The 25,843-nt window shown below is 61.2% G+C and carries 26 protein-coding genes; 12 read left to right on the top strand and 14 right to left on the bottom strand.

The annotated features are described in order from the left end of the window. Positions 1-8 precede the first annotated feature (8 nt). The 3 genes from dsbA to AC19YR_RS12680 all read right to left on the bottom strand — a co-directional run bounded on the left by dsbA (position 9) and on the right by AC19YR_RS12680 (position 1,801). The gene (gene dsbA / locus AC19YR_RS12690) at positions 9-644 is read right to left on the bottom strand and encodes a thiol:disulfide interchange protein DsbA (protein WP_095110292.1); all 636 of its coding nucleotides are present in this window, start codon (positions 642-644) and stop codon (positions 9-11) included. A gap of 192 nt (positions 645-836) precedes the next feature. Continuing rightward, positions 837-1,463, bottom strand: a complete 627-nt coding sequence (locus tag AC19YR_RS12685) for a c-type cytochrome (RefSeq protein ID WP_095110291.1) — start codon at positions 1,461-1,463, stop codon at positions 837-839. 47 nt (positions 1,464-1,510) lie between these two features. After that, the gene (locus AC19YR_RS12680) at positions 1,511-1,801 is read right to left on the bottom strand and encodes a c-type cytochrome (RefSeq protein ID WP_095110289.1); all 291 of its coding nucleotides are present in this window, start codon (positions 1,799-1,801) and stop codon (positions 1,511-1,513) included. Between the two features lie 190 nt (positions 1,802-1,991). Between AC19YR_RS12680 and yihA the strand changes: the two genes are divergently transcribed. Beyond that, positions 1,992-2,633 carry a ribosome biogenesis GTP-binding protein YihA/YsxC gene (gene yihA, locus AC19YR_RS12675; RefSeq protein WP_095110288.1) on the top strand — a complete coding sequence of 214 codons (642 nt, stop codon included), beginning with the start codon at positions 1,992-1,994 and terminating at the stop codon, positions 2,631-2,633. Positions 2,634-3,047: 414 nt separating this feature from the next. Here the strand turns inward: yihA and polA are convergent, their stop codons facing one another. Next, complete coding sequence (gene polA / locus AC19YR_RS12670; RefSeq protein ID WP_095110286.1) at positions 3,048-5,852, bottom strand: DNA polymerase I; 2,805 nt, start codon at positions 5,850-5,852, stop codon at positions 3,048-3,050. A gap of 74 nt (positions 5,853-5,926) precedes the next feature. Here polA and AC19YR_RS12665 point away from each other — a divergent pair, with 74 nt between their 5' ends. Both AC19YR_RS12665 and AC19YR_RS12660 read left to right on the top strand, forming a co-directional pair. Further along, positions 5,927-6,217, top strand: coding sequence for a DUF2782 domain-containing protein (locus AC19YR_RS12665; protein ID WP_095110284.1), 291 nt, complete (start codon positions 5,927-5,929; stop codon positions 6,215-6,217). Positions 6,218-6,277: 60 nt separating this feature from the next. After that, entirely contained in the window at positions 6,278-7,228 is a 951-nt protein-coding gene (locus AC19YR_RS12660; protein ID WP_500598688.1) for a homoserine kinase, read from the top strand. Positions 7,229-7,325: 97 nt separating this feature from the next. Here the strand turns inward: AC19YR_RS12660 and AC19YR_RS12655 are convergent, their stop codons facing one another. Then, complete coding sequence (locus tag AC19YR_RS12655; RefSeq protein WP_500598687.1) at positions 7,326-8,255, bottom strand: zinc ABC transporter substrate-binding protein; 930 nt, start codon at positions 8,253-8,255, stop codon at positions 7,326-7,328. Positions 8,256-8,312: 57 nt separating this feature from the next. Here AC19YR_RS12655 and AC19YR_RS12650 point away from each other — a divergent pair, with 57 nt between their 5' ends. The 5 genes from AC19YR_RS12650 to AC19YR_RS12630 all read left to right on the top strand — a co-directional run bounded on the left by AC19YR_RS12650 (position 8,313) and on the right by AC19YR_RS12630 (position 13,356). Further along, entirely contained in the window at positions 8,313-8,795 is a 483-nt protein-coding gene (locus tag AC19YR_RS12650; RefSeq protein ID WP_095110279.1) for a Fur family transcriptional regulator, read from the top strand. Beyond that, positions 8,795-9,568, top strand: a complete 774-nt coding sequence (znuC, locus tag AC19YR_RS12645; RefSeq protein ID WP_095110278.1) for a zinc ABC transporter ATP-binding protein ZnuC — start codon at positions 8,795-8,797, stop codon at positions 9,566-9,568. Before AC19YR_RS12650 ends, znuC begins: the two co-directional genes overlap by 1 nt. Beyond that, a complete protein-coding gene (gene znuB / locus AC19YR_RS12640; protein WP_095110276.1) occupies positions 9,561-10,349 on the top strand; it encodes a zinc ABC transporter permease subunit ZnuB in 789 nt (262 codons plus the stop codon). Before znuC ends, znuB begins: the two co-directional genes overlap by 8 nt. A 37-nt stretch (positions 10,350-10,386) precedes the next feature. Beyond that, positions 10,387-11,106 carry a PA5502 family lipoprotein gene (locus AC19YR_RS12635; protein ID WP_095110275.1) on the top strand — a complete coding sequence of 240 codons (720 nt, stop codon included), beginning with the start codon at positions 10,387-10,389 and terminating at the stop codon, positions 11,104-11,106. 306 nt (positions 11,107-11,412) lie between these two features. Next, positions 11,413-13,356, top strand: a complete 1,944-nt coding sequence (locus tag AC19YR_RS12630; protein ID WP_500598683.1) for an RICIN domain-containing protein — start codon at positions 11,413-11,415, stop codon at positions 13,354-13,356. Between the two features lie 65 nt (positions 13,357-13,421). On the opposite strand, the gene katE is transcribed toward AC19YR_RS12630, so the two are convergent. Continuing rightward, the gene (katE, locus tag AC19YR_RS12625) at positions 13,422-15,563 is read right to left on the bottom strand and encodes a catalase HPII (protein ID WP_500598682.1); all 2,142 of its coding nucleotides are present in this window, start codon (positions 15,561-15,563) and stop codon (positions 13,422-13,424) included. A 263-nt stretch (positions 15,564-15,826) separates the two neighbouring features. Between katE and AC19YR_RS12620 the strand changes: the two genes are divergently transcribed. The 3 genes from AC19YR_RS12620 to AC19YR_RS12610 are packed head-to-tail and all read left to right on the top strand — an operon-like array spanning position 15,827 to position 18,330. After that, positions 15,827-16,834 (top strand): methionine ABC transporter ATP-binding protein, encoded by a 1,008-nt coding sequence (locus tag AC19YR_RS12620; RefSeq protein WP_095110270.1) that lies wholly within the window; start codon positions 15,827-15,829, stop codon positions 16,832-16,834. Beyond that, positions 16,834-17,508 carry a methionine ABC transporter permease gene (locus tag AC19YR_RS12615; RefSeq protein WP_095110269.1) on the top strand — a complete coding sequence of 225 codons (675 nt, stop codon included), beginning with the start codon at positions 16,834-16,836 and terminating at the stop codon, positions 17,506-17,508. The genes AC19YR_RS12620 and AC19YR_RS12615 overlap by 1 nt, the downstream gene beginning before the upstream one ends. 48 nt (positions 17,509-17,556) lie before the next feature. Further along, a complete protein-coding gene (locus AC19YR_RS12610; RefSeq protein WP_095110267.1) occupies positions 17,557-18,330 on the top strand; it encodes a MetQ/NlpA family ABC transporter substrate-binding protein in 774 nt (257 codons plus the stop codon). Positions 18,331-18,398: 68 nt separating this feature from the next. Here AC19YR_RS12610 and AC19YR_RS12605 read toward each other — a convergent pair whose 3' ends face one another. From AC19YR_RS12605 to AC19YR_RS12585, 5 genes are read right to left on the bottom strand one after another with little or no spacing between them, the layout of a single operon-like run. Beyond that, positions 18,399-19,034 carry an SCO family protein gene (locus AC19YR_RS12605; RefSeq protein WP_095110266.1) on the bottom strand — a complete coding sequence of 212 codons (636 nt, stop codon included), beginning with the start codon at positions 19,032-19,034 and terminating at the stop codon, positions 18,399-18,401. Then, positions 19,031-19,930 carry a heme o synthase gene (gene cyoE, locus AC19YR_RS12600; RefSeq protein WP_095110264.1) on the bottom strand — a complete coding sequence of 300 codons (900 nt, stop codon included), beginning with the start codon at positions 19,928-19,930 and terminating at the stop codon, positions 19,031-19,033. Before cyoE ends, AC19YR_RS12605 begins: the two co-directional genes overlap by 4 nt. Beyond that, on the bottom strand, positions 19,918-20,997 hold the full coding sequence (locus tag AC19YR_RS12595; protein WP_500598678.1) for a COX15/CtaA family protein: 1,080 nt from the start codon (positions 20,995-20,997) through the stop codon (positions 19,918-19,920). The genes cyoE and AC19YR_RS12595 overlap by 13 nt, the downstream gene beginning before the upstream one ends. A gap of 10 nt (positions 20,998-21,007) precedes the next feature. Beyond that, entirely contained in the window at positions 21,008-21,601 is a 594-nt protein-coding gene (locus AC19YR_RS12590) for a PA_0111/PP_0108 family redox-active disulfide protein (protein ID WP_500598676.1), read from the bottom strand. Next, a complete protein-coding gene (locus AC19YR_RS12585; RefSeq protein WP_095110372.1) occupies positions 21,567-22,304 on the bottom strand; it encodes an SURF1 family protein in 738 nt (245 codons plus the stop codon). Before AC19YR_RS12585 ends, AC19YR_RS12590 begins: the two co-directional genes overlap by 35 nt. A gap of 70 nt (positions 22,305-22,374) precedes the next feature. On the opposite strand from AC19YR_RS12585, the gene AC19YR_RS12580 reads away from it, so the two are divergent. Beyond that, positions 22,375-22,578: a twin transmembrane helix small protein gene (locus AC19YR_RS12580; RefSeq protein ID WP_500598674.1), complete on the top strand. Its 204-nt coding sequence runs from the start codon at positions 22,375-22,377 to the stop codon at positions 22,576-22,578. An 8-nt stretch (positions 22,579-22,586) separates the two neighbouring features. Here AC19YR_RS12580 and AC19YR_RS12575 read toward each other — a convergent pair whose 3' ends face one another. From AC19YR_RS12575 to ctaD, 3 genes are all read right to left on the bottom strand, one after another. Continuing rightward, positions 22,587-23,474 (bottom strand): cytochrome c oxidase subunit 3, encoded by an 888-nt coding sequence (locus AC19YR_RS12575; protein WP_095110259.1) that lies wholly within the window; start codon positions 23,472-23,474, stop codon positions 22,587-22,589. Positions 23,475-23,515: 41 nt separating this feature from the next. Further along, positions 23,516-24,058, bottom strand: a complete 543-nt coding sequence (locus AC19YR_RS12570; protein ID WP_095110258.1) for a cytochrome c oxidase assembly protein — start codon at positions 24,056-24,058, stop codon at positions 23,516-23,518. Between the two features lie 138 nt (positions 24,059-24,196). Further along, on the bottom strand, positions 24,197-25,786 hold the full coding sequence (gene ctaD, locus AC19YR_RS12565; protein ID WP_095110256.1) for a cytochrome c oxidase subunit I: 1,590 nt from the start codon (positions 25,784-25,786) through the stop codon (positions 24,197-24,199). Between the last annotated feature and the right edge of the window lie 57 nt (positions 25,787-25,843).

Genomic DNA, 25,843 nt, shown 5'->3' with positions numbered 1-25,843 from the left:
GGCGCCGCTTACTTAGCGGCGCGCTCCTTGACGATCAACTGGTCGGCCACGTTCAGCACACCCTCCGGACCACCAGCGGTGCCCAGGTCAAAGCGATACTTGCCGTTGACGACCAGGCTCGGTACACCGGTGATTTCATACTTCTTGGCCAGTTCCTTGGCTTGGTTGACCTGACCTTTGATCGCGAAGGAGTTGAAGGTCGCCAGGAACTTGTCTTTATCGACGCCTTGGGTGGCCAGGAAGTCAGCCATGTCGTCAGGCTTGGTCAGTGGCTTGCGTTGTTTCTGAATGGCTTCGAACACGGCAGCGTGCACCTTGTGCTCCACACCCATGGCTTCCAGGGTCAGGAACATCTGGCCGTGCGCGTCCCAAGGACCGCCGAACATCGCCGGGATGCGCTTGAAGTTCACATCCTTAGGCAGCTTCTCAACCCACGGATTGATGACCGGCTCGAACGAATAGCAGTGCGGGCAGCCATACCAGAACAACTCGACCACTTCGATCTTGCCCGGAACAGAGACAGGAACCGCATTGCTCAGCTCCATGTATTGCTTACCGGCTTCAAGCGGCTCTTGGGCCGCTTGGACGTTCATGCCCAGCAGGCTGGCACCGACGAGCGCGGCGCTGAGAATCAGATTACGCATGCTTTACTCCTGGAAAATTGGGTCGCCTCGCAGGCCTGTACTCAGACAGGTCCCGGCGGGCATGAGTTCGCTAGTGTAACGGCAGCGGCCACAAAAAAGGGCGGCCAGGGCCGCCCTTTTTATGCTCGATGGATTAATCGAGCGTTAACGCGGCAAAGGCCTCAAGCCCGCGCCGCGCGAACCGATCCGGCCTTAGTGCAGGCCCTGGATGTAGCTCGACACTGCGGCGATGTCTTCATCGCTGAGCTTCTTGGCGATGGTCTGCATGGTTTTGAGGTCGCCATCGTTGGTGCGCCCGCCTTCTTCTTTGCGGAAGTCAGTCAGCTGCTTGGCGATGTAAGCCGCGTGCTGGCCACCCATGTGTGGGAAACCTGCGGCAGCATTGCCGGCGCCATTTGGCGAGTGGCAACCGGTGCAGGCTGGCAGGCCTTTTTCCAGATTGCCGCCACGGAACAAGGCTTCACCACGCGCCACGAGTTTGGGATCCGCCGCGCCGACGCTGCCTTTCTGGCTGGCGAAGTAAGCGGAGATATCGGCCATGTCCTGATCGCTCAGGTTGGTCAGCAGGCCCGTCATTTCCAGCACAGTGCGTTTGCCCGACTTGATGTCATGCAGTTGCTTGGTCAGGTACTTCTCGCCCTGGCCGGCCAGCTTTGGAAAGTTTGGCGCCATGCTGTTGCCATCAGGGCCATGGCAAGCACCACAAACGGCAGCTTTCGCCTGGCCGGCGGCGGCATCGCCTTTCACGTTCTCGCCTGCAGCATTGGCGATACCTGTGATGCCCAAGGTCAACAGCAGACTCACGATCAGTTTGTTCATCAGCTAATCCAACTACGGCTAAGGGTTAAAAGAGTTATGGGCCGGGCTTACTCGCTCATCCAGTGGATGATTGCTTGGTAATCCTCGGCACTGCAGTCCATGCACAAACCACGCGGCGGCATCGCCTTGAAACCCTGGGTCACGTGTTGCACCAGCGTCTCCATACCTTGCGCCAATCGTGGCGCCCAAGCTTCCCGATCGCCCTTGCGGGGCGCCATGGGGAGTTGGCCGGAATGACAGGCTCCACAAACACGGTTGTACACAGCTTCCGGATCCTGTGTAGCCTGAGCGCTGTAAAGCGGCATCAAGACACCGGCAGCTAGCAGCCATTTCGTCATAAAACGACCTATTCAGGGTTGAGAGCGTGCTGCGTTCTAAGTGCGCAATCAAGGTCAACGCTCCCGTGACTTCATCCTACGCCGGGACAAAGCACACACAAAATCTGCGACATTATATACTGGCGCTACTGAAACGGAAACGACACTGCTTGCCGCACCCATTCCCGGCACCGCCCACATCGGAAATCCCATGCAACTCAAGAACCCCATTCTCGGCCTGTGCCAACAGTCCACCTTCATGCTTAGCGCCGCCAAAGTCGACCAATGCCCCGACGACGAAGGCTTTGAAGTGGCCTTCGCCGGGCGTTCCAACGCCGGCAAATCCAGTGCCCTGAATACCCTGACCCACGCCAGCCTGGCCCGCACCTCGAAAACCCCCGGGCGTACGCAACTGCTGAACTTTTTCAAGCTGGACGACGAGCGACGCCTGGTGGACCTACCCGGCTACGGCTACGCCAAGGTGCCAATCCCGCTGAAGCTGCACTGGCAGCGCCACCTGGAAGCCTACCTGGGCGGGCGTGAAAGCCTGAAAGGGTTGATTCTGATGATGGACATCCGTCATCCCATGACCGACTTCGACCTGTTGATGCTCGACTGGGCCGTGGCCAGCGGCATGCCCATGCACATCCTGCTGACCAAGGCCGACAAACTGACCTACGGCGCCGCCAAGAACACCTTGCTCAAAGTACAGGCCGACATCCGCAGGGGCTGGGGCGACGCAATCACCATCCAACTCTTCTCCGCCCCCAAACGCATGGGCCTGGAAGACGCCTACACCGTACTGGCGGGCTGGATGGAACTGGCCGACAAAGGCACAGAAACCCCGGCGTGAGCGCAGGACAAAAACTTTCTGTGGGATGAGCAGGCAAGGCAAAAGCGCGGGTCGAAAGCGGAGCTTACTGGCTGTAAATGAGCATTTCGGCCCGCGCTTTTAGCGCAGCGTGCTCATTTCATAGGAAGTTTTCACGCAAAAAAAACCCCGGACTTCGTATGGGGAGGGGAAGTTCGGGGTCCAAGTTCCAGACCGCTAGGGCGCAATCCGGATATCTGCCAACACTTAACACAACATAGGAGCATTGAAGGGCTTCACCACCCATTCAAGATACTCTGAGTGGTGGTTCACGGTTTTAGTTCCGACGCCCTTCAAAAACAGTTGGCGATAGCCGAAAGACTTTTCTGAACTAATAGCCATTTGCCTACTTTTGCCGCGGCACTATGCCGCAGCAAAAAAACGCTTCAGATGGCCTTAATGGGCCTCATCCCAGTTGTTTCCCACCCCGACTTCCACCAAAAGCGGCACATCCAGGCTCGCTGCTGCGCTCATGTGCCCGCGAATCTGCTCGCTGACTTGCTCCACCAAGTCCTCGCGCACTTCCAGCACCAATTCGTCGTGCACTTGCAGGATGACTTTGGCGTCCAGGCCGGATTCGGCCAGCCAGTTATCCACCGCCACCATGGCGATCTTGATGATATCGGCCGCAGTACCCTGCATCGGCGCATTGATCGCCGTGCGTTCAGCACCCGCGCGCTCTTGCGGTTTATTGGAGTGAATCTCGGGCAGGTATAGGCGCCGCCCGAAGAGCGTCTCCACGTAGCCCTGCTCCGAGGCCTGGGCGCGGGTGCGCTCCATGTAGTCGCGAACACCGGGGTAGCGGGCAAAGTAGGTGTCGATGTAGGCCTTGGCCTGCTTGGTATCGACGCCAATGCTCTTGCCCAGTTTCTGCGCGCCCATGCCATAGATCAGCCCGAAGTTGATCGCCTTCGCGCTGCGCCGCTGGTCGGAGGTGACGGCCGCTAGGTCTACCTTGAACACTTCCGCCGCCGTCGCGGTGTGCACGTCCAGGTTATTGCGAAAGGCACTGAGCAAACCCGCATCCTTGGCCAGGTGCGCCATGATGCGCAGCTCGATCTGCGAGTAGTCCGCCGCCAGGAGCTTGTAGCCCTTGGGCGCAACGAAGGCCTGGCGAATGCGCCGCCCTTCGGCGGTGCGCACGGGGATGTTTTGCAGGTTTGGGTCGCTGGAAGACAGGCGCCCCGTGGCCGCCACGGCCTGGTGATAGGACGTGTGGATGCGCCCGGTACGCGGGTTGATCTGCTCGGGCAAGCGGTCGGTGTAGGTGCTCTTGAGCTTGCTCATGGAGCGGTACTGCATCAGCACCTTGGGCAGCGGGTAGTCGTCTTCGGCCAGTTTCGCCAACACTTCCTCGGCAGTGGACGGCTGGCCCTTGGCGGTTTTCTTCAATACCGGCAGGCCAAGCTTCTCGTAGAGGATGACCCCCAGTTGCTTGGGTGAACCGAGGTTGAACTCCTCACCGGCGATCTCGAAGGCCTGGCGCTCCAGGGCGACCATCTTGTCCCCCAGCTCGATGCTTTGCACGCCCAGCAGCGCGGCATCGACCAATGCGCCCTGGCGTTCAATCCGCGCCAGCACGGGCACCAATGGCATTTCAATATCGGTCAATACTTTGGCCAGGCTCGGAATGGCCGCGAGCTGCTCATGCAGCGCCAGGTGCAGGCGCAGGGTCACGTCCGCGTCCTCGGCCGCATAGGGCCCAGCCTGTTCGAGGGCGATCTGGTCGAAGGTGAGCTGCTTGACCCCTTTGCCGGCGATGTCCTGGAAACTGGTGGTGGTGTAGCCCAGGTATTTTTGCGCCAGGCTGTCCATGTCATGACGGGTCGCGGTGGCGTTGAGCACGTAGGACTCGAGCATGGTGTCGAAGGCAATTCCGCGCACCATGATGCCGCAGGCTGGGTCGCCGCCAATGGCGCAGTTGGCGAGGATGTTCATGTCGAACTTGGCGTGCTGGCCGACCTTGAGCTTGCTCGGGTCTTCCAGCAACGGCTTGAGCGCACGCAACACGGTGTCGCGGTCCAACTGATCCGGCACACCGATGTAAGAGTGCGTCAGCGGAATATAAGCGGCTTCGTTAGCCTGCACGGCAAAAGAAAGCCCCACCAATTGCGCCTGCTGGGCATCGACGCCGGTGGTCTCCGTGTCGAAGGCAAACAGCTTGGCGTCGTTGAGCTTACGCAGCCACACGTCAAAACGTGCCTGGTCGAGGATGGTTTCGTACGCCGGGATGTCGGTTGCGGGCTCATCGGCCTCTGCCTCCGTCGCTTCGACAGGCTCAGCTTCGGCCACCTTGGCCTGGGCCTGCTGCTCGGCGCGCTTTACGTCGCGTTGCAGCTCATCGATCCAAGTCTTGAACTCCATCAAAGAGTAGAGTTCAGCGAGCTTATCGCGGTCCGGCTCGGCCAGGTGCAGGTCGTCCAGGCCAATGTCCAGCGGCACATCGACCTTGATGGTCGCCAAGCGGTAGGACAGGAACGCCATGTCCTTGTGTTCCAGCAACTTCGCCGGCAGGGTTTTGGCCCCACGGATCGGCAGCGTCGGCACTAGGTCGAGGTTGTCGTAAAGCTCTTTCAAGCCGCCATTGACGCCCACCAGCAGGCCGACCGCGGTCTTCTCGCCAACGCCTTTGACGCCTGGGATGTTGTCGGAGGAGTCGCCCATCAAGGCCAGCAAATCGATGATCTGCTCAGGAGCGACACCAAACTTCGCCTTCACGCCAGCCACGTCCATCGACGTTTCCGACATGGTGTTGACCAGCGTAATGTGGCCATCGACCAGTTGCGCCATGTCCTTGTCGCCGGTGGAGATCACCACCGGGCGGTCGGCGGCCGCACTACTGCGGGCCAGGGTGCCGATTACGTCATCGGCCTCGACACCTTCAACGCACAGCAGCGGGAAACCCAGGGCACGCACGCTGGCGTGCAGCGGTTCGATCTGCACCCGCATGTCGTCCGGCATGCTGGGGCGGTTGGCCTTGTAGTCAGCGAACATCTCATCGCGAAACGTACCGCCCTTGGCGTCGAATACCACCGCGAACGGGCTGTCCGGGTATTGCTTGCGCAGGCTTTTGAGCATGTTCAACACACCCTTGACCGCGCCGGTCGGCATGCCTTTGGAGGTGGTCAGCGGCGGCATCGCGTGGAAGGCGCGATAGAGGTAAGAAGAACCGTCCACCAGGACGAGGGGAGCTTGGCTCATGAGCACGATCAACCTTTTCGGCGGGTCCGGCGCTAGAATGGCGGGACCGTTGACAACAAAAGGACAAGGTTATCATGCGTTCACTAAATCGCTTGCTGCTCGCCGGCCTGATTGCAATCGTGCCATTGACCGTGATTGCGGCAGAGGATGCGCCATCAGCGGACCCGGAAGTTACCATCCGCACCGAAGGTAACAAGACCATCCAGGAATACCGCCAAAACGGTTTCCTGTACGCCATTAAAGTCACGCCCAAAGGTGGAAAGCCTTACTTTTTGGTGCGCGCCGATGGCACTGACGCGAACTTCATCCGCTCGGACCAGCCCGACATGTTGATTCCGTCGTGGAAAATCTTCGAGTGGAAGTAACTTCTTAACTTTAAATCGGCGTCGGCTCGACCGCGGCGCCCGTACTGGCAGTTTTAAACCATGTCTGTGTTCACCCCCCTGGCTCGGCCTGAGCTGGAAACCTTTCTCGCCCCCTATGGGCTTGGCCGCCTGCTCGACTTCCAGGGAATTGCCGCCGGTAGCGAAAACACCAATTTCTTTATCAGCCTGGAGCGTGGCGAATTCGTCCTGACCCTGGTTGAGCGCGGCCCTGTTCAGGAGATGCCGTTTTTCATCCAACTGCTCGATGTGCTCCACGACGCCGACCTGCCGGTGCCCTACGCGCTACGCACCACCGACGGCCAGGCGCTGCGCGAGCTGGCGGGCAAGCCTGCGCTGCTGCAACCACGCCTGGCGGGCAAGCACATCAAGCAGGCCAATGCCCAGCACTGCGCCCAAGTGGGCGAGTTGCTCGGCCACCTGCACCTGGCCACACGCGATAACGTGATCGAGCGCAAGACCGACCGGGGCCTGGATTGGATGCAGGCCGAAGGCATGCAGTTGATGCCCCACCTCGACGCCGTGCAGCAAGCCCTGTTGCAAGGCAGCCTGGAAGAAATCACACAGGGCAAGGCGAAAATCCCCGCGCTGCCGCAAGCCAACATCCACGCCGACCTGTTCCGCGACAACGCGATGTTCGAGGGCACTCACCTGACCGGGTTGATTGACTTCTATAACGCCTGTTCCGGACCAATGCTCTATGACGTGGCCATTGCCCTGAACGATTGGTGCTCGGATGACACCGGCGCCATCGATGGGCCGCGCGCGCGGGCCTTGCTCGGCGCCTATGCCGCGCTGCGGCCGTTCACTGCCGCCGAAGCCGAGCTATGGCCAACGATGCTGCGCATTGCCTGTGTGCGGTTCTGGCTGTCGCGCCTGATTGCCGCCGAGTCCTTCGCCGGCCAGGACGTGTTGATCCACGACCCGATGGAATTTCAACAACGCCTGGCCCAGCGCCAGCAGATCCAGACACCCTTACCCTTTGCCTTGTAACAAGCGGGCTCGCCCGCGCTGGGGCGCACGGCGGCCCTCATTTGCGTTTACCGCGTTTTAGGACTGCTGCGCAGCCCAGCGCGGGCAAGCCCGCTTCCTACAGCGACTCCAGGCATCCCGCCAGGTCAGTGCCCAGTTTCTCCAGCATCTGCTCATAACCCTGGGCAGCGGCCGGGGTATAGCCGCCCAGCGCATCCAGTTCCGCCAGTTTCACCGGCAGCCCGGCCACCAGCGTCTCGGCCAGCCGCGGGCGCAGGGGTGGCTCGCTGAAGACGCAGGTCTTGCCCACTTCCTGCAAACGCTTGCGCATCGCCGCCACATGCTGGGCACCGGGTTGCACCTCGGCTGCTACGCTGAAAACCCCGGCGTGCTTGAGGCCATAGCTGGCCTCGAAGTAGTCGAACGCCTCGTGGAACACGAAGTACGGCTTGCCCGCCACTGCGGCCAAACGCGCCTTCAAGCGCCCGTCCAACGCGTCGAGGCGCGCCTCAAAAGCCTTGAGGTTACTTTGATAGCGCGCGCTGTTGGCAGGGTCGGCAGCGCTCAGATCCGCCGCCATTTTTTCTGCGATCACCCGGGCGTTGACCGACGACAACCACAGATGCGCATCCAAACTGCCAGGGCGGTGATCGTGGTCATGCTCGTCGGCATCTTCGTCGTGGGAGTGGCTATCTTCGCCAAAATGGCGCAATTGCAACCCCGGCAGCTCTTGCACCGCCACGGCCGGCAGGGTGCGGTTTTTCAGGACACGCGGCAGAAAGCCTTCCATGTCCGGGCCGATCCAATACAGCAGGTCCGCCGACTGCACGCGCCTTACATCAGATGGGCGCAGCGCAAAGTTATGGGGCGACGCACCGGGCGGTAGCAACACCTCGGGCACCGCCACACCGTCCTGCACGGCAGCGGCAATCAGTTGTAGAGGCTTGATGCTGGTCAGGACGCTGACCTCGGCCTGGGCGCTGCCCAAGGCGAACAAACTGGCAGTAAATGTGACAAGGATGGCAAAAAGTCGGGACACGATGACCACTCACAGAGGCGAGAACGGGTAACATAATAACGTCTCTCACAAACATCGTCGCCGCTCATGCCTATTACACCGCTGGCCAGCCGTCCCCATGACCACTCCCATTGCGTCCACAGCGCGTTGTCGCAAGCCGATGCGCTTTGCGCCCGTAAAGGCCTGCGCCTGACCGCACTGCGCCGCCGAGTGCTGGAACTGGTCTGGCAAAGCCACAAACCGCTGGGCGCCTACGACATCCTCGCCGTACTCAGCGAGCAGGACGGTCGCCGCGCCGCGCCACCCACCGTGTACCGCGCCTTGGACTTTCTCCTGGAAAACGGCCTGGTCCATCGCATCTCGTCCCTCAACGCCTTTATCGGCTGCAATCACCCCGAGCACGCCCACCAGGGCCAGTTCCTGATTTGCCGCCAATGCCACGCCGCCATTGAGCTGGAGCAAAAATCCATCAGCGACGCGATTGTCAGCAGCGCCCGCGAGGTGGGCTTTGTGGTGGAAGGCCAAACCGTCGAAATTGTCGGCCTGTGTTCGGGCTGCCAGGAGGCTTGATGAGCACTGCGTTGATCCGTCTCGATCAGGTTGCGGTGACCTTCGCCGGGCAAACCGTGCTCGACAACATCCAACTGAGCGTCGAGCCCAGGCAAATCGTCACCCTGATCGGCCCCAACGGCGCTGGCAAGACCACCCTGGTGCGCGCCGTGCTCGGCCTGCTCAAGCCCGACAGCGGCACGGTGTGGCGCAAGCCGAAGCTGCGGGTCGGCTACATGCCGCAGAAACTCCATGTGGACCCGACGTTGCCCCTTTCGGTGCTACGTTTTCTGCGACTGGTGCCGGGGGTGGATCGCCCGCGCGCGCTGGCGGCCCTCAAGGAAGTGGGCGCCGAAAAGGTCATCGACAGCCCGGTACAGAGCGTTTCCGGCGGCGAGATGCAGCGCGTGTTGCTAGCCCGCGCCTTACTGCGCGAACCGGAACTGCTGGTGCTCGACGAACCGGTACAAGGCGTTGATGTCGCCGGGCAGGCCGAGCTGTATAGCCTGATTACACGCCTGCGCGACCGCCACGGCTGCGGCGTGCTGATGGTTTCCCACGACCTGCACCTGGTGATGAGCACCACCGACCAAGTGGTGTGCCTCAACCGTCACGTATGCTGCTCCGGCCACCCCGAGCAGGTCAGCGGCGACCCGGCGTTCGTCGAGCTGTTCGGCAAGAACGCCCAGAGCCTGGCGATCTACCACCACCATCACGACCACGCCCATGACCTGCATGGCGCGGTGGTCAGCGATACCCCACACGTTCACGGAGATGGCTGCAAGCATGGCTGATTTTCTGCTCTACGCCCTGCTGGCAGGCCTGGCCCTGGCGGTCGTTGCGGGCCCCCTGGGCTCGTTCGTGGTCTGGCGGCGCATGGCCTACTTTGGCGACACCCTGTCCCACGCGGCGCTGCTGGGCGTGGCCCTGGGCTTTTTACTGGATGTCAGCCCTGCCGTCGCCGTCACTGCCGGGTGCCTGCTGCTGGCGGTGTTGCTGGTGACCCTGCAACAGCGCCAATCCCTGGCATCCGACACGCTGCTGGGTATTCTTGCCCCTAGCACCCTCTCACTCGGCCTGGTCGTACTAAGCTTCATGCACGACGTTCGGATCGACCTGATGGCGTACCTGTTCGGCGATCTGCTAGCCATCAGCCCCGCCGACCTGGCCTGGATCCTGGGCGGCAGCGCAGCGGTCCTGGCGTTGCTGGTGGCCTTGTGGCGCCCCTTGCTGGCGGTCACCGTGCACGAAGAGCTGGCACGGGTCGAAGGCCTGCCGGTGGCGGCGCTGCGCTTGGTGCTGATGCTGTTGATCGCCGTGGTGATCGCGGTGGCGATGAAGATTGTCGGCGTGCTGCTGATTACCTCGCTGCTCATCATCCCGGCCGCTGCGGCACAACGCCACGCCCGCTCGCCGGAACAAATGGCCCTGGGCGCGAGCCTGTTGGGTATGCTCGCAGTCGTTGGTGGCCTGGCGCTGTCATGGTTCAAGGACACGCCGGCCGGTCCATCCATCGTGGTGACGGCCGCCGCCCTGTTTTTGCTGAGTTTTGTCCTGCCCCGCCGAGGGGTGTAGACTTGCTCGTTTTTTGCGCAATCAGAGAGTCGCAGGAATGAAGCCGTTCGCCTCCCGTTATCTGCTCCTTGTTGCATTCACCCTGTTGCTGGGCGCCTGCCAAAGCACCCCGCCAGCCGCCACCGAAGCCCCGGACGCCCGGGCTACGGCCATTGCACAACTGGAGCAAAGCATTGCCAGCAGCGAGCTGGCCACTGCCGAAGACCAACTCAACACCTTGCAGGCCCAGGCGCCGAACGACCCGGCCCTGGAGCAATACCAGCGCCAATTGGCCGAGGCGTACCTGCAACGCAGCCAGATCGTGCTGCAAAAGGGCGACGTCAACGCCGCCGCCACCGCCCTGAGCCGAGCCCGCGCGCTGATGCCCAAGGCCCCGGCGCTGACCGGCGGCGTCAACAGCGCCATCGCCCACGCCCGCAAGGCCGAGCTGGATAAAGTCGAAGCCGCCCTCAAAGCTGCCGAAGCCAAACCGGCCGCCAAGCTAATCGACCCGACCGCGCCGAGCACCACTATCGCGCTGAACATCGGCGATAGCCGGAAATTGCGCCGGCAACTCGACGCCATCGCCGCCGATGTGGTGAATTACCAGTGCGACGTCGCCATTCAAGCACCCCGCACCCAGGACTATCCTTGGCTGGCCACTCTGCTGACCAAACGGGTGAAAAAACTCGATGCTGGTTTCGACCTTAAGATTCAGCGCCAGATCTTGCGCCACGTCCCCGCGCAACTGGTCTTGAGCCCACGCAAGGCACCGTAACCCTCCTGCACAACGACGCAACGCCCTTTTTCTTCACCCTCCCGCATCGGGTTGGGGCTCGAAGGAAAAGGGTGTTTTCGTTTGAATGAAAAACCTCCGCCACTCATGTGAATACAATTAACCTGCATTAATCCAAATTACCCACTAGCAGTTCGAATAGTCCCAAGAGCGTGCTGGCCACAAGCAATAGTTACTCGGGATATTATTTCCTTTCATGTTTTATCATTGCGCTAGCGCTTTATCTTGCTAGCTTGAGTTTGTCGCCGCCTTTTTTATTTTTGAGTGTGCTCGGAAAACCTCTGCCTAGTGAGCCCTATCATTCAACAGGCGGCCAACGAATTTTATTTATTACAGAAAATATTGAACGACAAGGATGTAATAGTGAAAATAAGAACCTGCAGTAAAGTATTTATGTTCGGGCTTCTAACGATGGCTGTTGTGCGAGGTAGCCTGGCACAGGAGGGAGTATCGGGCAACGAACCCATCTTGATGTTTGGCACACCTTCCTCCGTCGTCAAATCAAACGTTCAAGGCGCAGACATTGGTAACCGGGAGTTGGAGCAATTCATTTCCAAGCATAAAACGAACTCCTTTGCCTTCCTCGATATTGCCGCCATTGCCGACGATGACCAGGCCCTCGAAAAAGTAAAGAAAGTATTCGCTTCCAACATGGCCGTGCTGTTGAAATCGGACAGCCGTTCCGCGGAACTTCGCAAAAAAGTCTCCAGCATCTTTGGCCTGTCCGGCCCCTTTGACTACGCGCTGTTCAAACGCGGTAAAAATGGCGCCATTGATGTTTATCGCCTTGATGGGCCGGCAGAAAGCGACTTGATCGCACAAGCCAAAACACTCGTACGCCGACCACTCCCGCTGCGTCATACAGGGGCGGAACCAAACCTCGCCGGTTTGCCCAAACTCACCTACAACATTCAACTGAGCAACCCCGATGGCCAGGTTTCATCCGTGGTCAATATTGATGTCATTCGCAGCGTGACCCTGAGCCAGGACAAGAAATTCGTCCTCATCAATGCGAGCCCAACCACCGTCAAGTCATCCCAAAATGGTGTGGTCATCGGAGGCGAAGGCAATAACCTGTGGGGGGCGTACTTGCCACACGCCTATACTTTCTCCCATGGCCTGAGCGCCAAAGGCGTGACGCCAGCGCTGGTGGATTTTTCCCCGGTGAGCGACTCTCGAACCGAGTTTGATTTTTCCGAAACGAAAAGGCAGGGGTTCGCCATTGGCGGCTCACTGGGCGGCGAAATCAGCGCCACGCCCAAGGAGCAACTTGAGTTCGCGGCAAAAACCCCCTTCAGTATCAACGCCAACATAACCCATGAAATCAGTAAGACCCTGGCCTACAAGTTCAAGGATTATTCTTTGATCGCCACGGACACTAAACAAGGTGTCGAATGGCAGGCTTTGATCGATACGAAGTTAAAGTCAGTGCTTTTTGAACGCAATACTGCGACCCTCCCTGTTCTGAATGAACACCGAATGACGCCGATGATGCGCTCCGCCTCGCTGGACTCTTATACATTATGGGAACTGCCTGGCACTTACACCGGCCCGGCAACCGTCATTATTGGCGGTGGCTATACCTTGGCCAAAAATGAATGGTGGTATAACCGCTCAAGCATTGAGTCAAAGGAAGACTTAGAAAACTTCCAAGATATACAAAACTACGAACTGGACCTGAACAGTCCTTACTTGACCCGAGAAATCACTGTGCTGATTCGATCCCAGTACGGCGAGGGCAAATGCTTGACCACGAACCCCGGCAAAGACACCACAATGGAATCTTGCTCCGGAACCAACCCTCACCAGCAGTGGGGATATGACGATCAAAAACGTTATGTGAATCGGGCAAGCGAATCGTGCCTGAACGTTGATGAGGATCGCGGCACCTTAATCACTGAGCAATGCAAAATTGACAACCGACAGCAGTGGTACTGGAGTGCGGACCGCCTGCATTCTAACTTCAATAAGAGCTGGCGTTTATATGTCGATCAAGACCAACTTAAAGTAATCCCCGACGATTCCATGGTGTTCCAGGACATCCCGTCCAACCCCTTCAACCCCCTGAATATTCCATGGACCAGTTATCCGAAGGCCCCCGCACTCAATGATGTAATTCCGCGCAGTGACAACAGTGTCGCGCCACCCATCAGCGAGGATTGGGTCAATACCTATGAGGCGGTGAACATCCGCCAGCGCTGGAAAGTAGAAGTCCTGCGCGACGGACTGTAAGACCTGCCGGCCCGTTCCCACATCACGGTGGGAACGGGCTTGACGCGGCGATCAGAGGCCGCGAGTCAGGCCGGTATGCCCTTGGCCTTCGCCTCGCGCGCCCAGACCCGATGCTGGGCGATTGCGGCAAAGAACGCCTTTAACGCCTTGGCGTCCGCGCCCACGATCAACCCCGCATCAGCCTCCAGGTGCAGCACTTGCAACAACTGCTTGGCCTCACCGGCCAAGGCAATCGCCTTCAAATGCTTGTAGGCCTCCAACAGGTAGTGCAGCGCCACCCCATCGGTGCTCAAAGCCTGTACCGATTTGGCACCACCGGGCACAAACACCGCGTCGAACGCCACCGAGGGCAGCCCCTCCATGGAGCCATCCACCGCGAGTACCTTGCCATCAGCAGTGGTGACCGGCGCCGAGGTCGGCCCCAGCAACTTGGCGTGGGCACCAGCGGCCTCAAGGGCTTTTTTCAGCGCACTGATTGCCGCCCCGTCCACACCGTTGGCGGCCAGTATCGCCACCTTGCGCGTCTTGATGTCTCCCGACAGCAGGTTTACCTGGCTCAGCGCCGGCGAACGCTCAGGCTTGGTCTTGCGTTCGACCTGCGTGCCCTGGGTCGGCGCCGGCAGGCCCAGGTTGTGCGCCACGCGGCGAGCCAGTTCCAGGTCGATATTGGCCAGGATCTCGTTGACCTGGCGCGCACGAATGAACTCGCGCTCGACCTTGCCCAGCTCAAAGCTGTACGCCGCGATGATGTGCTCTTGCTCGTGCTTGCTCATGCTGCGAAAAAACAGCCGCGCCTGGGAGAAGTGGTCGCTGAACGACTCGCTACGCTGGCGAATCTTGTGCGCGTCGATACGCTCTGGGTAGCTCTCGAAGCCGCCATCCCGTGCGGCCGCAGGGGTTTCCTTTGGCCAGCCGCCATCGATGGAGTTGGGCTCATACGAGGCCCGACCTTTGTCGATGGTGGTGCGGTGCATGGCGTCGCGCTGGCCATTGTGGAATGGCGCGACAGGGCGGTTGATGGGTAGCTCATGAAAATTCGGCCCGCCCAGCCGGCTGATCTGGGTATCTGTGTAGGAAAACAGCCGGCCTTGTAGCAACGGGTCATTGGAAAAGTCGATGCCCGGCACGATATGCCCAGGGCAGAACGCCACTTGCTCGGTTTCGGCGAAGAAGTTGTCCGGGTTGCGGTTGAGCACCATTTTGCCCAGGGGCGTGATGGGTACCAGCTCTTCGGGGATCAACTTGGTGGGGTCGAGAATGTCGAAGTCGAACGTGTGCTCGTCTTCTTCGGCGATGATCTGCACGCCGAATTCCCACTCCGGGTAATCCCCGCACTCGATGGCTTCCCACAGGTCCCGGCGATGGTAGTCGGTATCCTTGCCCGCCAGCTTCTGCGCTTCGTCCCACACCAGCGAACAGGTGCCGGCGGCCGGCCGCCAGTGGAACTTGACGAAGCTGGACCGGCCCTCAGCGTTAATCAGGCGAAAGCTGTGCACCCCAAAACCCTGCATGGTGCGTAGGCTTTTAGGAATGGCTCGGTCGGACATGGCCCAGATCACCATGTGTGCCGACTCCGGTTGCAGGGAGACAAAGTCCCAAAACGTGTCGTGAGCCGAGCCGCCGGTAGGTATTTCGTTGTGGGGCTCGGGTTTTACCGCGTGGACGAAGTCGGGAAACTTAATCGCGTCCTGTATGAAAAACACCGGCATGTTGTTGCCGACCAAATCGAAATTACCTTCGTCGGTAAAAAACTTCACCGCGAAACCCCGCACATCCCGCACGGTGTCCCCGGAACCACGGGGCCCCTGCACCGTGGAAAAGCGCACGAACACCGGGGTTTTCTTCTGCGGGTCGGTTAGGAACCCGACCTTGGTCAGGGCCGAGTGGTCGGCATAGCTCTGGAAGTAACCATGGGCGCCAGTTCCGCGGGCGTGGACGATGCGTTCGGGAATCCGCTCATGGTCAAAGTGCGTGATTTTCTCACGCATGATGAAGTCTTCCAGCAGCGAAGGCCCACGTGCGCCGACCTTCAGAGTGTTCTGGTTGTCGGCGATTTTCACGCCCTGGTTGGTGCGCAGGGCCTGGCCGGTGGCGTCGGAACGGAAGCGCTCCAGGCTCTGCAACTTGGCGTTGGTGTTGGCGCGGTCAGCGGTGTCGGTGCCCGCTAGCTCGCTCTTGGGCGGCGGGGCTGGTTTTTTCGTGCTCATCAGACAAAAACTCCTCGTTTGCGGGCCGCAACCATGGCGGCGCTGGGGGCAAAAACCCGGGCACGGCACCCGGGAGTTTCGAGTTGCTTAAGTAATGACTGGTGGTTGTAGGCGCCGTTCCTTTTTTATGACCTTTGCTCGCGTTATTGCCAAATCGTTGGTTCATTGCGAAATAAATGCTAAGAACCTCTATACGGACAGGCTAAAATGCGCGCCCGGCTTACCGCTGCCCCTTTTCTAACGCGCCCCACAAGGTTCGCTACGTGATCGAGTTTCAAAACATCCACAAAACCTACCGGGTTTCCGGCAAGGATATTCCCGCCCTGCACCCGACGAATTTGCGGGTGGAGAACGGTCAGGTCTTCGGCCTGATCGGCCATTCCGGTGCAGGAAAAAGCACCCTGCTGCGTCTGATAAACCGTCTGGAAGAGCCAAGCGGCGGCATCATCACGGTGGACGGTGAAGAAGTCACCGCCCTCGACGCCAAAGGCCTACGCCGCTTCCGCCAGCAGGTCGGGATGATTTTCCAACACTTCAACCTGTTGGCCTCCAAGACCGTGGCCGACAACGTCGCGCTGCCGCTGACCCTGGCCGGCGAACTGTCGCGCAGCGAGATCGAGCGCCGCGTCGCCGAGTTGCTGGCCCGGGTAGGCCTGCAGGACCACGCCAAGAAGTACCCGGCGCAGTTGTCCGGCGGCCAGAAGCAAAGGGTCGGCATCGCCCGCGCCCTGGCCACCAAGCCGAAAATCCTGCTGTGCGACGAAGCCACTAGCGCCCTTGACCCGCAAACCACGGCGTCTGTCCTGCAATTGCTGGCCGAGATCAACCGCGAACTGAACCTGACCATCGTGCTGATTACCCATGAAATGGACGTGATCCGCCGGGTTTGCGACCAAGTCGCGGTGATGGATGCTGGCGTGATCGTCGAGCAGGGTTCGGTGGCCGACGTGTTCCTGCACCCCAAGCACCCGACCACCAAGCGTTTTGTCCAGGAAGCTGAGCAGATCGACGAAAGCGAGCAACGCGACGACTTCGCCCACGTGCCAGGCCGCATCGTACGTCTGACCTTCCAGGGCGACGCGACCTACGCACCATTGCTGGGCACCGTCGCCCGCGAAACGGGGGTGGACTACAGCATCCTCGCCGGCCGTATCGACCGCATCAAAGACACGCCTTACGGCCAACTGACCCTGGCCATCACCGGCGGTGACATGGAAGCGGCCTTTGCCCGCTTCACCGCGGCCGATGTCCACATGGAGGTGCTGCGCTGATGGAAGCGTTTGTGAGTTTCTTCGCCAATATCGACTGGTACGAAATCTGGCTCGCCACCGGCGACACCCTGATGATGCTCGGCGGCTCGCTGCTGTTCACCGTCCTGCTGGGCCTGCCCCTGGGCGTGCTGCTGTTTTTGTGCAGCCCGCGCCAACTGCTGGAGCAAAAAAGCCTCTATGCCCTGCTGTCGCTGATCGTGAACATCCTGCGCTCGCTGCCGTTCATCATCCTGTTGATCGTGATGATTCCGTTCACGGTGCTCATCACCGGCACGTCGCTGGGTGTGGCGGGCGCGATTCCCCCCCTGGTGGTCGGCGCCACGCCGTTCTTCGCGCGGCTGGTGGAAACCGCCCTGCGGGAAGTGGATCGCGGCATCATTGAAGCGACTCAGTCCATGGGCGCCACCACACGGCAGATCATCACCAACGCGCTGCTGCCCGAGGCTCGCCCCGGCATCTTCGCGGCGATTACGGTGACAGCGATCACGCTGGTTTCCTACACGGCAATGGCCGGTGTGGTCGGCGCCGGTGGCCTGGGCGACCTGGCGATCCGCTTCGGCTACCAGCGCTTCCAAACCGATGTGATGGTGGTCACCGTGGTGCTGTTGCTGGTGCTGGTCCAAGTTCTGCAAACCGTCGGCGATAAGCTGGTGGTGCACTTTTCCCGAAAATAAAGACAACCGCCGGTTTGGCCGGACCTGTCTGAACAAGGAGTCTGCTGGATGAAAAAACTACTCGTCGCATTCGCTGCCGTTGCAGCCTTTTCCGCTCAGGCCGCCGAGACCCTGACCGTGGCCGCCACACCGGTGCCCCACGCCGAGATTCTCAACTTCCTCAAACCGGCCCTGGAAAAAGAAGGCGTGACCCTCAAGGTCAAGGAGTTCACCGACTACGTGCAGCCCAACGTGCAAGTGGCCGAAAAACGCCTGGACGCCAACTTCTTCCAGCACCAGCCGTACCTGGATGAGTTCAACAAGGCCAAGGGCACTCACTTGGTGAGCGTGGCTGGTGTGCACCTGGAGCCCCTGGGCGCCTACTCCAGCAAATTCAAAAAACTGGCCGAACTGCCAAGCGGCGCCACCGTGGTGATCCCCAACGACGCCACCAACGGCGGCCGCGCCTTGCTGCTGCTGGATAAGGCTGGCGTGATTAAGTTGAAGGACGCCACGAACATCCTGGCGACCATCAAAGACATCACCGTGAACGAAAAAGGCCTCAAGTTCCGCGAACTGGAAGCCGCCACCATCCCACGCGTGCTGACCCAGGTTGACCTGGCGCTCATCAACACCAACTACGCACTGGAAGCCAAGCTCGACCCGGCCAAGGACGCCCTGGTGATCGAAGGCAAAGACTCGCCTTACGTGAACATCTTGGTGGCCCGCCCGGACAACAAGGACAGCGAGGCCATGAAGAAGCTGGTCACCGCGCTGCATAGCCCGGAAGTAAAAGCCTTCATCTTGGAAAAATACAAAGGCGCGGTCGTGCCGGCGTTCTGATTGCTGCGTTAACACGAAAAAAGGGGGCGCATCGATTGCGCCCCCTTTTTTTGCGCAACGGCCCAGGCTTAAGGGCGTTTGAGCAGTTCCGGCAACTGGGCCACCAGTTTCTGGTTGTTCAACGGCGCGCGAATGAAGCCGCGCTGGGTGCCGTCCGGGCCGATCACGGCGAGGTTGCCGCTATGGTCCACCGTGTAGTTGGGCTTGTTGATGTCGGCCGGGATGAACGGGATGCTTACCGCGTTAGCGACCTTCTGCACATCCTCCACGTTAGCGCCGGTCAGCCCCACGAACTGCGGGTCGAAGTAGCCCAGGTATTGCTTGAGCTGCGTGGGGTTGTCGCGGTTGGGGTCGACGCTGACCAGCACGATTTGCAGGTTGTCCACCGCCTCCTTGGGCAGCTCGCTCTTGATCTGGCGCAGTTGGGCCAAGGTGGTGGGGCAGATGTCCGGGCAAAAGGTGTAGCCGAAGAACAACAGGCTCCATTTGCCCTTGAGTTCATTGACCGTGACGCTCTGGCCTTCCTGGTTGGTCATCTGCACATCCGGCAGGTTGCGGCTTTGCGGCAGCAGGATGATGCCGGCGTCGATCAGCGCGGTGGGGTCGCCCTGGCCCTTGCCCGTGAGCACTTTATTGACGGTCAGGCCCATGACCAGGGCCACCAGGGCGACGAGGATGAAAACGGTTTTCTGAGTTCGAGTCATAGGTTCAACACTAGGTAGTGGTCTACGAGCAGGGCGATAAACAGCAGGAACAAGTAGTAGATAGAGTACTTGAAGGTGTTGATCGCCGCGTGCGGCCGACCGCCACGGTACAACACCCAGGCCCAATGCAGAAACTTCGCGCCCAGGCCCAGGGCACACAGCAGATAGAGCATGCCGCTCATGCGGATCACGTAGGGCATCAGGCTCACGGCCAGCAGCACGCAGGTGTACAGCAGGATATGCACCTTGGTGTAGTGCTCGCCGTGGGTCACCGGCAGCATCGGGATGTCAGCCTTGGCGTATTCCTCCTTGCGGTGGATGGCCAGGGCCCAGAAGTGCGGCGGCGTCCAGGCGAAGATAATCAGCACCAGCAACAGCGGTTCGGCGCTGATGTGCCCGGTCACTGCCACCCAGCCCAGCAGCGGCGGCGCGGCCCCGGCCAGGCCCCCGATGACGATGTTCTGCGGCGTGGCACGCTTGAGAAACCCGGTGTAGACCACCGCGTAGCCGAGCAGCGAGGCCAGGGTCAGCCAGGCTGCCAACGGGTTGGTGAACGCCAGCAGCAAGGCCAGCCCCAGCACCGCCAGGGCCATGGCAAAGGTCAGCGCGGCGGCGGGCGACACCCGGCCCTCGGCCAGGGGCCGCTTGTGGGTGCGCGCCATCACGGCATCGATGCGCCGGTCCACCACGTGGTTGACCGCCGCCGCGCCGCCAGCACACAGGGCGATGCCCAGGTTACCGAACACCAGCACCGTCCACGGCACCCCGGCGCGGGTGGCCAGGAACATGCCGACCAACGAGGTGATGAGCATCAGCACCACCACTTTGGGTTTGGTCAGCTCCAGGTAGTCGCGCCAGATCGCCTGGCTGTGACGTTCGCCGATCAAGGTCGCCATGGCATCTCTCCTTTGATTGTGATGAGGCCGTTGGCCTGTTTGCGCGGGCTGAGCCGCCAACCCGCGAATGCTGGGCGCCGCACCCGCACCAGGCTGGTGCGTGCGTGGTAATTGACCAGCACCAGGGTCAGCAGCAGCGCCGCCCCCCCGGCGTTGTGGGCCACTGCCACCGGCAGCGGCAGGTGAAACAGCACATTGCTGATGCCCAGGCCGACCTGCGCCGCCAACGCCACCAGCACCAGGGCGGCCAGGCGCGTCATGCCCACCGCGCGCAACTGCCACGCCAGGCCTAGCAACACCAGGGTCACCAGCAACGCACCGAGGCGGTGGGTGACGTGGATGGCGGTGCGCGCCTCGCTGTCGAGTTGGCCGCCCAGGTAATTGGGGCCGATGTGCTGGGTGAGGTGAAAGCCGTTGGCAAAATCCGCCGGGGGCAACCATTGCCCGTGGCAGGTGGGGAAGTCGATGCACGCCACCGCCGCGTAGTTGGAACTGACCCAACCGCCCAGGGCGATTTGCCCGATCACCAACAACAGCCCTGCCGTCGCCCAATGCTGCAGGCGCCGGGGCACGGTCAGGGCCGGCAGCACGCCGGAGAGGCGCAAGGTCAGCAAAAACAGCAGGCTCAAGGTAGCGAAGCCGCCGAGCAAATGGCCGGTGACCACTTGCGGCCAGAGTTTGAGGGTCACCGTCCACATGCCGAACGCGGCTTGGGCAATCACCACCGCCAACACGAACAGCGGCAGTTTCAGCGGTTGCTCCGGCCGGTGCCGATGGCGATAGGCCCGCGCCGCTAAAAGCAGAATCACCAGCCCCAGGGAGCCGGCGAAATAGCGGTGGACCATTTCGTTCCAGCCCTTGTGGGCCTCCACCGGGGTGTCGGGAAAGTGCAGCTCGGCATGGGCCAACTGGGCTTCGCTCTTGGGCACGCTGATAAAGCCGTAGCAGCCGGGCCAGTCCGGGCAGCCGAGGCCGGCGTGGGTCAGGCGGGTGTAGGCGCCCAGCAGCACGACCACCAGCGCCAGCAAGGTGGCAAACAACGCGAGGCGAAATCCAGGTTTGGCCATGACGATGCCCTTATCCGATGTTCGACAGTTTCAGCAGGTGGCGCAGGTCGTTGAGCAGCGCCTTGCCCTTGATCGTGGCGTCGTAGCGCAGCACCAGGTTGCCGTGGGGGTCGACGATCCACAGGCGCGGCCCCTGCTCGGCACCCGCGCCCTTGAGGTAAGCCGCGCGGTCCAGCGGGTAGCGCTGTAATTGCGGGTATTCGCGCTGCAACTGGGCGTCATAGGCCGCGGCCACCGGGGCGGCGCTGGCCAGGGCATGGCTGGCGCGCGAGGCATCGCGGCCCAGGCCGATCTGGATCTGCCGCGCCAGGTACACCAGTTGCTGGCAATCGGCGGCGCAGGCATCGGGCGCGGTCACCAGTATTTGCCAGCGCTGCTCCTGGGCGGGCACGCCGATGTCGGCGCGGGTCTGGCCGTTGCCGATCAGTTCGCCGTGGTAGCTGCGGCTTTGCGGCACCCAGAACTGCAATTTGTACATGCCGGTGGCCAGCACCATCGGGCCGATCACCAGCGCCAGGATCAGGATCAGTTGCAGGCGCCCGCGCGCGCGGCTGCGCGGGGCTTGCGTGTCAGACGTGTTGGGTGGATTCATGGCCGCTCCCATGGTGTTTCTCCCTTGCGTTGTGCCATCCGAGGTAGAGGTAAAGTGCCAGCAGCGCCAGCGCCATGGCGAACCACTGCACGGCATAGCCCAGGTGTTTTTCCGGCCCCATGGCCACCACCGGCCAGTCCGTGCGGTAGGTGCCCGGGCCGCTTTCGGCGCGCAGTTGCCAGGCAACGCCCTCGCGGCCCAACTCGGCCCAGAGCGCGGGCGGGGCCACTGCGGTTATCAGGCGAGGCCACGTGGCGTTGGCCGGGTCGGCGTGCAATTGGAAGGTGGCGCCCGGCGCGACATAGACCCAGGCATTGATAGCCAGGGCCTGGGCCGGGGTGCTGAATTGGGGTGGCGTACGCCGATCCGGCCAGGGCAACCAGCCACGGTTGAGCAACACCCATTGGCCGCTGGCCTGGTCGAGGAAGGGTTGCAGCAGTTCGACGCCGACCTTGCCGTCGCGGGTGCTGTTGTCCAACAGCAGGCTGTGGCGGGTGTCGAACTGGCCGTGCAGGCGCACGCGGCGAAAGGCCGGGTCGGCGGGCTGCACCTGGCTCAGCGCCACAGGCGTGGCGGCGCGGCGCTCGGCGTAGCTGTCGAGCAGCAGGCGTTTTTGCTCGCCCCGGCCCAATTGCCAGAAGCCGAGAAACACCAACAGCGGTAACAGCGCCAGCACCACCAAGGTCGGCACCACGCCTGGGCGAAAAGTCTTCATGGCGTTGCCGCACACGTAGAAAGCGGACTAGCTTTACTCCATTGCATCCCGTCCCCCTGGAGTCCCCACCATGCTCAAAGCAGCCATCGTCCTGATGCTGATTGCCACGGTTGTCAGCCTGTTCAGCGGCTTGTTCTTCTTGGTCAGGGACGACAGCAGTTCCAAACGCCTGCTGACGGCCTTGATGGTTCGTGTCGGCCTGGCCACCGTCACCGTCGGCCTGATCACCTGGGGTTTCTACAGCGGCCAACTGGTGAGCCACGCGCCCTGGTAAGCGGCGCGTCAGAGCACGTAGACGAAAACAAACAAACCGATCCACACCACATCGACAAAGTGCCAGTACCAACTGGCGGCTTCAAAACCGAACTGGTGCTCGTTATTGAAGTGCCCGCGCATCACCCGCATCAGCATCACGAACAGGATGACGGTGCCGATGGTCACGTGGGCCCCGTGGAACCCGGTGAGCATGAAGAACGTCGCGCCGTACACGCCCGAACCCAGGGTCAGCCCCAGCTCCTTGTAGGCGTGGATGTACTCTTCGGCCTGAAAACCGAGGAAGGCACAGCCCAACAGCACGGTGAGGGCCAGCCAGATTTTCAGTGCGCCGCGATGGCCTTTTTTCAAGGCGTGGTGGGCGATGGTGATGGTCACGCTGGAGCTGACCAGCAACACCGTATTGAGCAGCGGCAAGCCCCAAGGGCTGATGATGCCCTTGGGCGCGGGGTAGAGTTTCGGGTCCGGGGTGTTGAGCAGTGGCCAGGTGAACTCGAAACCGGGCCACAGCATGTTGGCCAGGCCCTTGGCGCCATCGCCGCCCAGCCATGGGCCGGACAGGTGCCGTACATAAAACAGCGCGCCGAAGAAGGCGATGAAGAACATCACTTCGGAAAAGATGAACCAGGTCATGCCCCAGCGAAACGAACGGTCCATCTGCGGGCTGTAGAGCCCGGCGTGGCTTTCTTTGATGACCGCGCCGAACCAGCCGAACAACATGTACGCCAGCACCAGGCTGCCGGCGAAAAATACCCAAGGGCCGTGGGAATCGGCGCGGGCGGCCTTGAGGTCGTTGAACCAGATGCCCAGGCCCACCACCGTGACCAGCATGCCGACCGTGGCGATGATCGGCCATTTACTCTGGGCCGGAACGTAGTACGTCTCGTGAGTTGCCATCTTATTGTTCTCCTTATCGGGCACGCTTGGACTCGCCGGGGTCAGTTGGTCGCGACCGGCGGGTGGCGAGCGGTGATATCGAACAGCGTGTAAGCCAGCGTCAGGTGTTTGACTTGCTTGGGCATGTCGCGGTCAACGATGAAACGCACCGGCATCTCGATGCGCTCCCCGGGTTGCAGAATCTGCTGGGTGAAGCAGAAGCACTCGGTCTTGTGGAAATACATTGCCGCCTCGGCCGGGGAAATGCTGGGGATGGCCTGGGCCGTCATCGGGCGGTTGGTCGGGTTGTGCGCCACGAACACCATCTCGTTCACCGCCCCGGGGTTGACCAACAGTTCATCGGCCTTGGAGTGAAACTCCCAGACCATGTCCACGGCATTGGTGGACAGGAACTGCACGCGCACCTGGCGCGACAGGTCGCTCACCTGCTCGCCCTCGTACTGCCCGGCGGTTTTGCCATTGATGCCGAACGCGGCGCACATCACGTCGTAGATCGGCACCAGGGCAAAGCCGAAGGCAAACATGGCCACCACTAGGATCAGCAGGCGGGTAACCAGGCGTTTGTTGGTGGCGGGTTCAGCCATGGCGCCCACCGTGTATACCTAAAACAACTGTGGGAGCGAACTTGCTCGCGATAAGCGCATCACCGTGAATATCGCTGTCGCGCAGTCTGTCATCGCGAGCAGGCTCGCTCCCACATGGGAACTCCAAACCCCGAATATTCATTTCACCTCCGGCGGCGTGGTGAAGGTGTGGTAGGGCGCGGGCGACGGAATGCTCCACTCCAGCCCCTCGGCACCGTCCCACGGCTTGGCCGGGGCGGGTGCGCCGCCACGGATGCACTTGATAACGATGAACAGGAACAGGAACTGGGTAGCGCCGAAGGTGAAGGCGCCAATGGAGGACACCATGTTGAAGTCGGCAAATTGCAGGTTGTAGTCCGGAATGCGGCGCGGCATGCCCGCCAACCCCACGAAGTGCATCGGGAAGAACGCCATGTTCATGCCCACGAAGGACAACCAGAAATGCAGCTTGCCCAGGGTTTCGTCGTACATATGGCCGGTCCACTTCGGCAGCCAGTAGTAGGCCGAGGCGAAGATCCCGAAGATCGCCCCCGGCACCAGCACGTAGTGGAAATGCGCCACCACGAAGTAGGTGTCGTGGTACTGGAAGTCTGCCGGGGCGATGGCCAGCATCAGCCCGGAGAACCCGCCGATGGTGAACAGGATCACGAACGCCACGGCGAACAGCATGGGCGTCTCGAAGGTCAGCGAGCCTTGCCACATGGTGCTGGCCCAGTTGAACACCTTGACCCCGGTGGGCACCGCGATCAGCAGGGTCGCGTACATGAAGAACAACTCGCCCACCAGCGGAATGCCCACCACGAACATGTGGTGCGCCCAGACAATGAACGACAGGAACGCAATGCTCGCCGTGGCGTAGACCATTGAGGTGTAGCCAAACAGCGGCTTGCGCGAAAAGGTCGGGATGATCGAGCTGACGGCGCCGAACGCCGGCAGGATCATGATGTACACCTCGGGGTGGCCGAAGAACCAGAACACGTGCTGGAACAGCACCGGGTCGCCGCCGCCCGCCGCGCTGAAGAAACTGGTGCCGAAGTGGATGTCCATCAGCATCATCGTCACGCAACCGGCCAGCACCGGCATCACCGCGATCAGCAGGAACGCGGTAATCAGCCAGGTCCAGACGAACAGCGGCATTTTCATCAGCGTCATACCGGGGGCGCGCAGGTTGAGGATGGTGGCGATCACGTTGATCGCGCCCATGATCGAGCTGATGCCCATCAGGTGAATGGCGAAGATGAAAAAGGTCACGCTTTCCGGCGCGTAAGTGGTCGAGAGCGGGGCATAGAAGGTCCAGCCAAAATTCGGCCCGCCGCCAGGGGAAAACAGCGTCGAGACCAACAACAGGAACGCCGCCGGCAGCAGCCAGAAGCTGAAGTTGTTCATCCGCGGCAGGGCCATGTCCGGCGCGCCGATCATCAGCGGGATCATCCAGTTGGCTAGGCCGACGAACGCCGGCATCACCGCGCCAAAGACCATAATCAGCCCGTGCATGGTGGTCATCTGGTTGAAGAATTCCGGCTGCACGATCTGCAGGCCCGGCTGGAACAGCTCGGCACGGATCACCATGGCGAACGAGCCGCCGAGCAGGAACATCGCGAAGCTGAACCACAGGTACATGGTCCCGATGTCTTTGTGGTTGGTGGTCAGCACCCAACGCATCAGGCCTTTGGCGGGGCCGTGGGCGTGGTCACCGGCATGGCCGTGGTCATCGATCACTGCGCTCATGTCCTTTCTCCTGCAAAGAAGTGGGCGAGGCGGTCATGGGCGCATCGCCGCGACCGT

The organism is Pseudomonas sp. MF08817, from assembly GCF_059862705.1.
This window is presented reverse-complemented; position numbering and strand designations above follow the sequence as displayed.

What these genes read in the sequence shown, in the direction of transcription:
- AC19YR_RS12660 (WP_500598688.1), top strand. Translation starts at nt 6,278, where the DNA reads ATGTCTGTGTTCACCCCCCTGGCTCGGCCTGAGCTGGAAACCTTTCTC.
- znuB (WP_095110276.1), top strand. Translation starts at nt 9,561, where the DNA reads ATGGCTGATTTTCTGCTCTACGCCCTGCTGGCAGGCCTGGCCCTGGCG.
- katE (WP_500598682.1), bottom strand. Translation starts at nt 15,563, where the DNA reads ATGAGCACGAAAAAACCAGCCCCGCCGCCCAAGAGCGAGCTAGCGGGC.
- AC19YR_RS12580 (WP_500598674.1), top strand. Translation starts at nt 22,375, where the DNA reads ATGCTCAAAGCAGCCATCGTCCTGATGCTGATTGCCACGGTTGTCAGC.
- AC19YR_RS12595 (WP_500598678.1), bottom strand. Translation starts at nt 20,997, where the DNA reads ATGGCCAAACCTGGATTTCGCCTCGCGTTGTTTGCCACCTTGCTGGCG.
- znuC (WP_095110278.1), top strand. Translation starts at nt 8,795, where the DNA reads ATGAGCACTGCGTTGATCCGTCTCGATCAGGTTGCGGTGACCTTCGCC.
- dsbA (WP_095110292.1), bottom strand. Translation starts at nt 644, where the DNA reads ATGCGTAATCTGATTCTCAGCGCCGCGCTCGTCGGTGCCAGCCTGCTG.
- yihA (WP_095110288.1), top strand. Translation starts at nt 1,992, where the DNA reads ATGCAACTCAAGAACCCCATTCTCGGCCTGTGCCAACAGTCCACCTTC.
- AC19YR_RS12570 (WP_095110258.1), bottom strand. Translation starts at nt 24,058, where the DNA reads ATGGCTGAACCCGCCACCAACAAACGCCTGGTTACCCGCCTGCTGATC.
- AC19YR_RS12650 (WP_095110279.1), top strand. Translation starts at nt 8,313, where the DNA reads ATGCCTATTACACCGCTGGCCAGCCGTCCCCATGACCACTCCCATTGC.
- ctaD (WP_095110256.1), bottom strand. Translation starts at nt 25,786, where the DNA reads ATGAGCGCAGTGATCGATGACCACGGCCATGCCGGTGACCACGCCCAC.
- cyoE (WP_095110264.1), bottom strand. Translation starts at nt 19,930, where the DNA reads ATGGCGACCTTGATCGGCGAACGTCACAGCCAGGCGATCTGGCGCGAC.
- AC19YR_RS12585 (WP_095110372.1), bottom strand. Translation starts at nt 22,304, where the DNA reads ATGAAGACTTTTCGCCCAGGCGTGGTGCCGACCTTGGTGGTGCTGGCG.
- AC19YR_RS12615 (WP_095110269.1), top strand. Translation starts at nt 16,834, where the DNA reads ATGGAAGCGTTTGTGAGTTTCTTCGCCAATATCGACTGGTACGAAATC.
- AC19YR_RS12680 (WP_095110289.1), bottom strand. Translation starts at nt 1,801, where the DNA reads ATGACGAAATGGCTGCTAGCTGCCGGTGTCTTGATGCCGCTTTACAGC.
- AC19YR_RS12635 (WP_095110275.1), top strand. Translation starts at nt 10,387, where the DNA reads ATGAAGCCGTTCGCCTCCCGTTATCTGCTCCTTGTTGCATTCACCCTG.
- AC19YR_RS12685 (WP_095110291.1), bottom strand. Translation starts at nt 1,463, where the DNA reads ATGAACAAACTGATCGTGAGTCTGCTGTTGACCTTGGGCATCACAGGT.
- polA (WP_095110286.1), bottom strand. Translation starts at nt 5,852, where the DNA reads ATGAGCCAAGCTCCCCTCGTCCTGGTGGACGGTTCTTCTTACCTCTAT.
- AC19YR_RS12575 (WP_095110259.1), bottom strand. Translation starts at nt 23,474, where the DNA reads ATGGCAACTCACGAGACGTACTACGTTCCGGCCCAGAGTAAATGGCCG.
- AC19YR_RS12590 (WP_500598676.1), bottom strand. Translation starts at nt 21,601, where the DNA reads ATGGGAGCGGCCATGAATCCACCCAACACGTCTGACACGCAAGCCCCG.
- AC19YR_RS12605 (WP_095110266.1), bottom strand. Translation starts at nt 19,034, where the DNA reads ATGACTCGAACTCAGAAAACCGTTTTCATCCTCGTCGCCCTGGTGGCC.
- AC19YR_RS12610 (WP_095110267.1), top strand. Translation starts at nt 17,557, where the DNA reads ATGAAAAAACTACTCGTCGCATTCGCTGCCGTTGCAGCCTTTTCCGCT.
- AC19YR_RS12665 (WP_095110284.1), top strand. Translation starts at nt 5,927, where the DNA reads ATGCGTTCACTAAATCGCTTGCTGCTCGCCGGCCTGATTGCAATCGTG.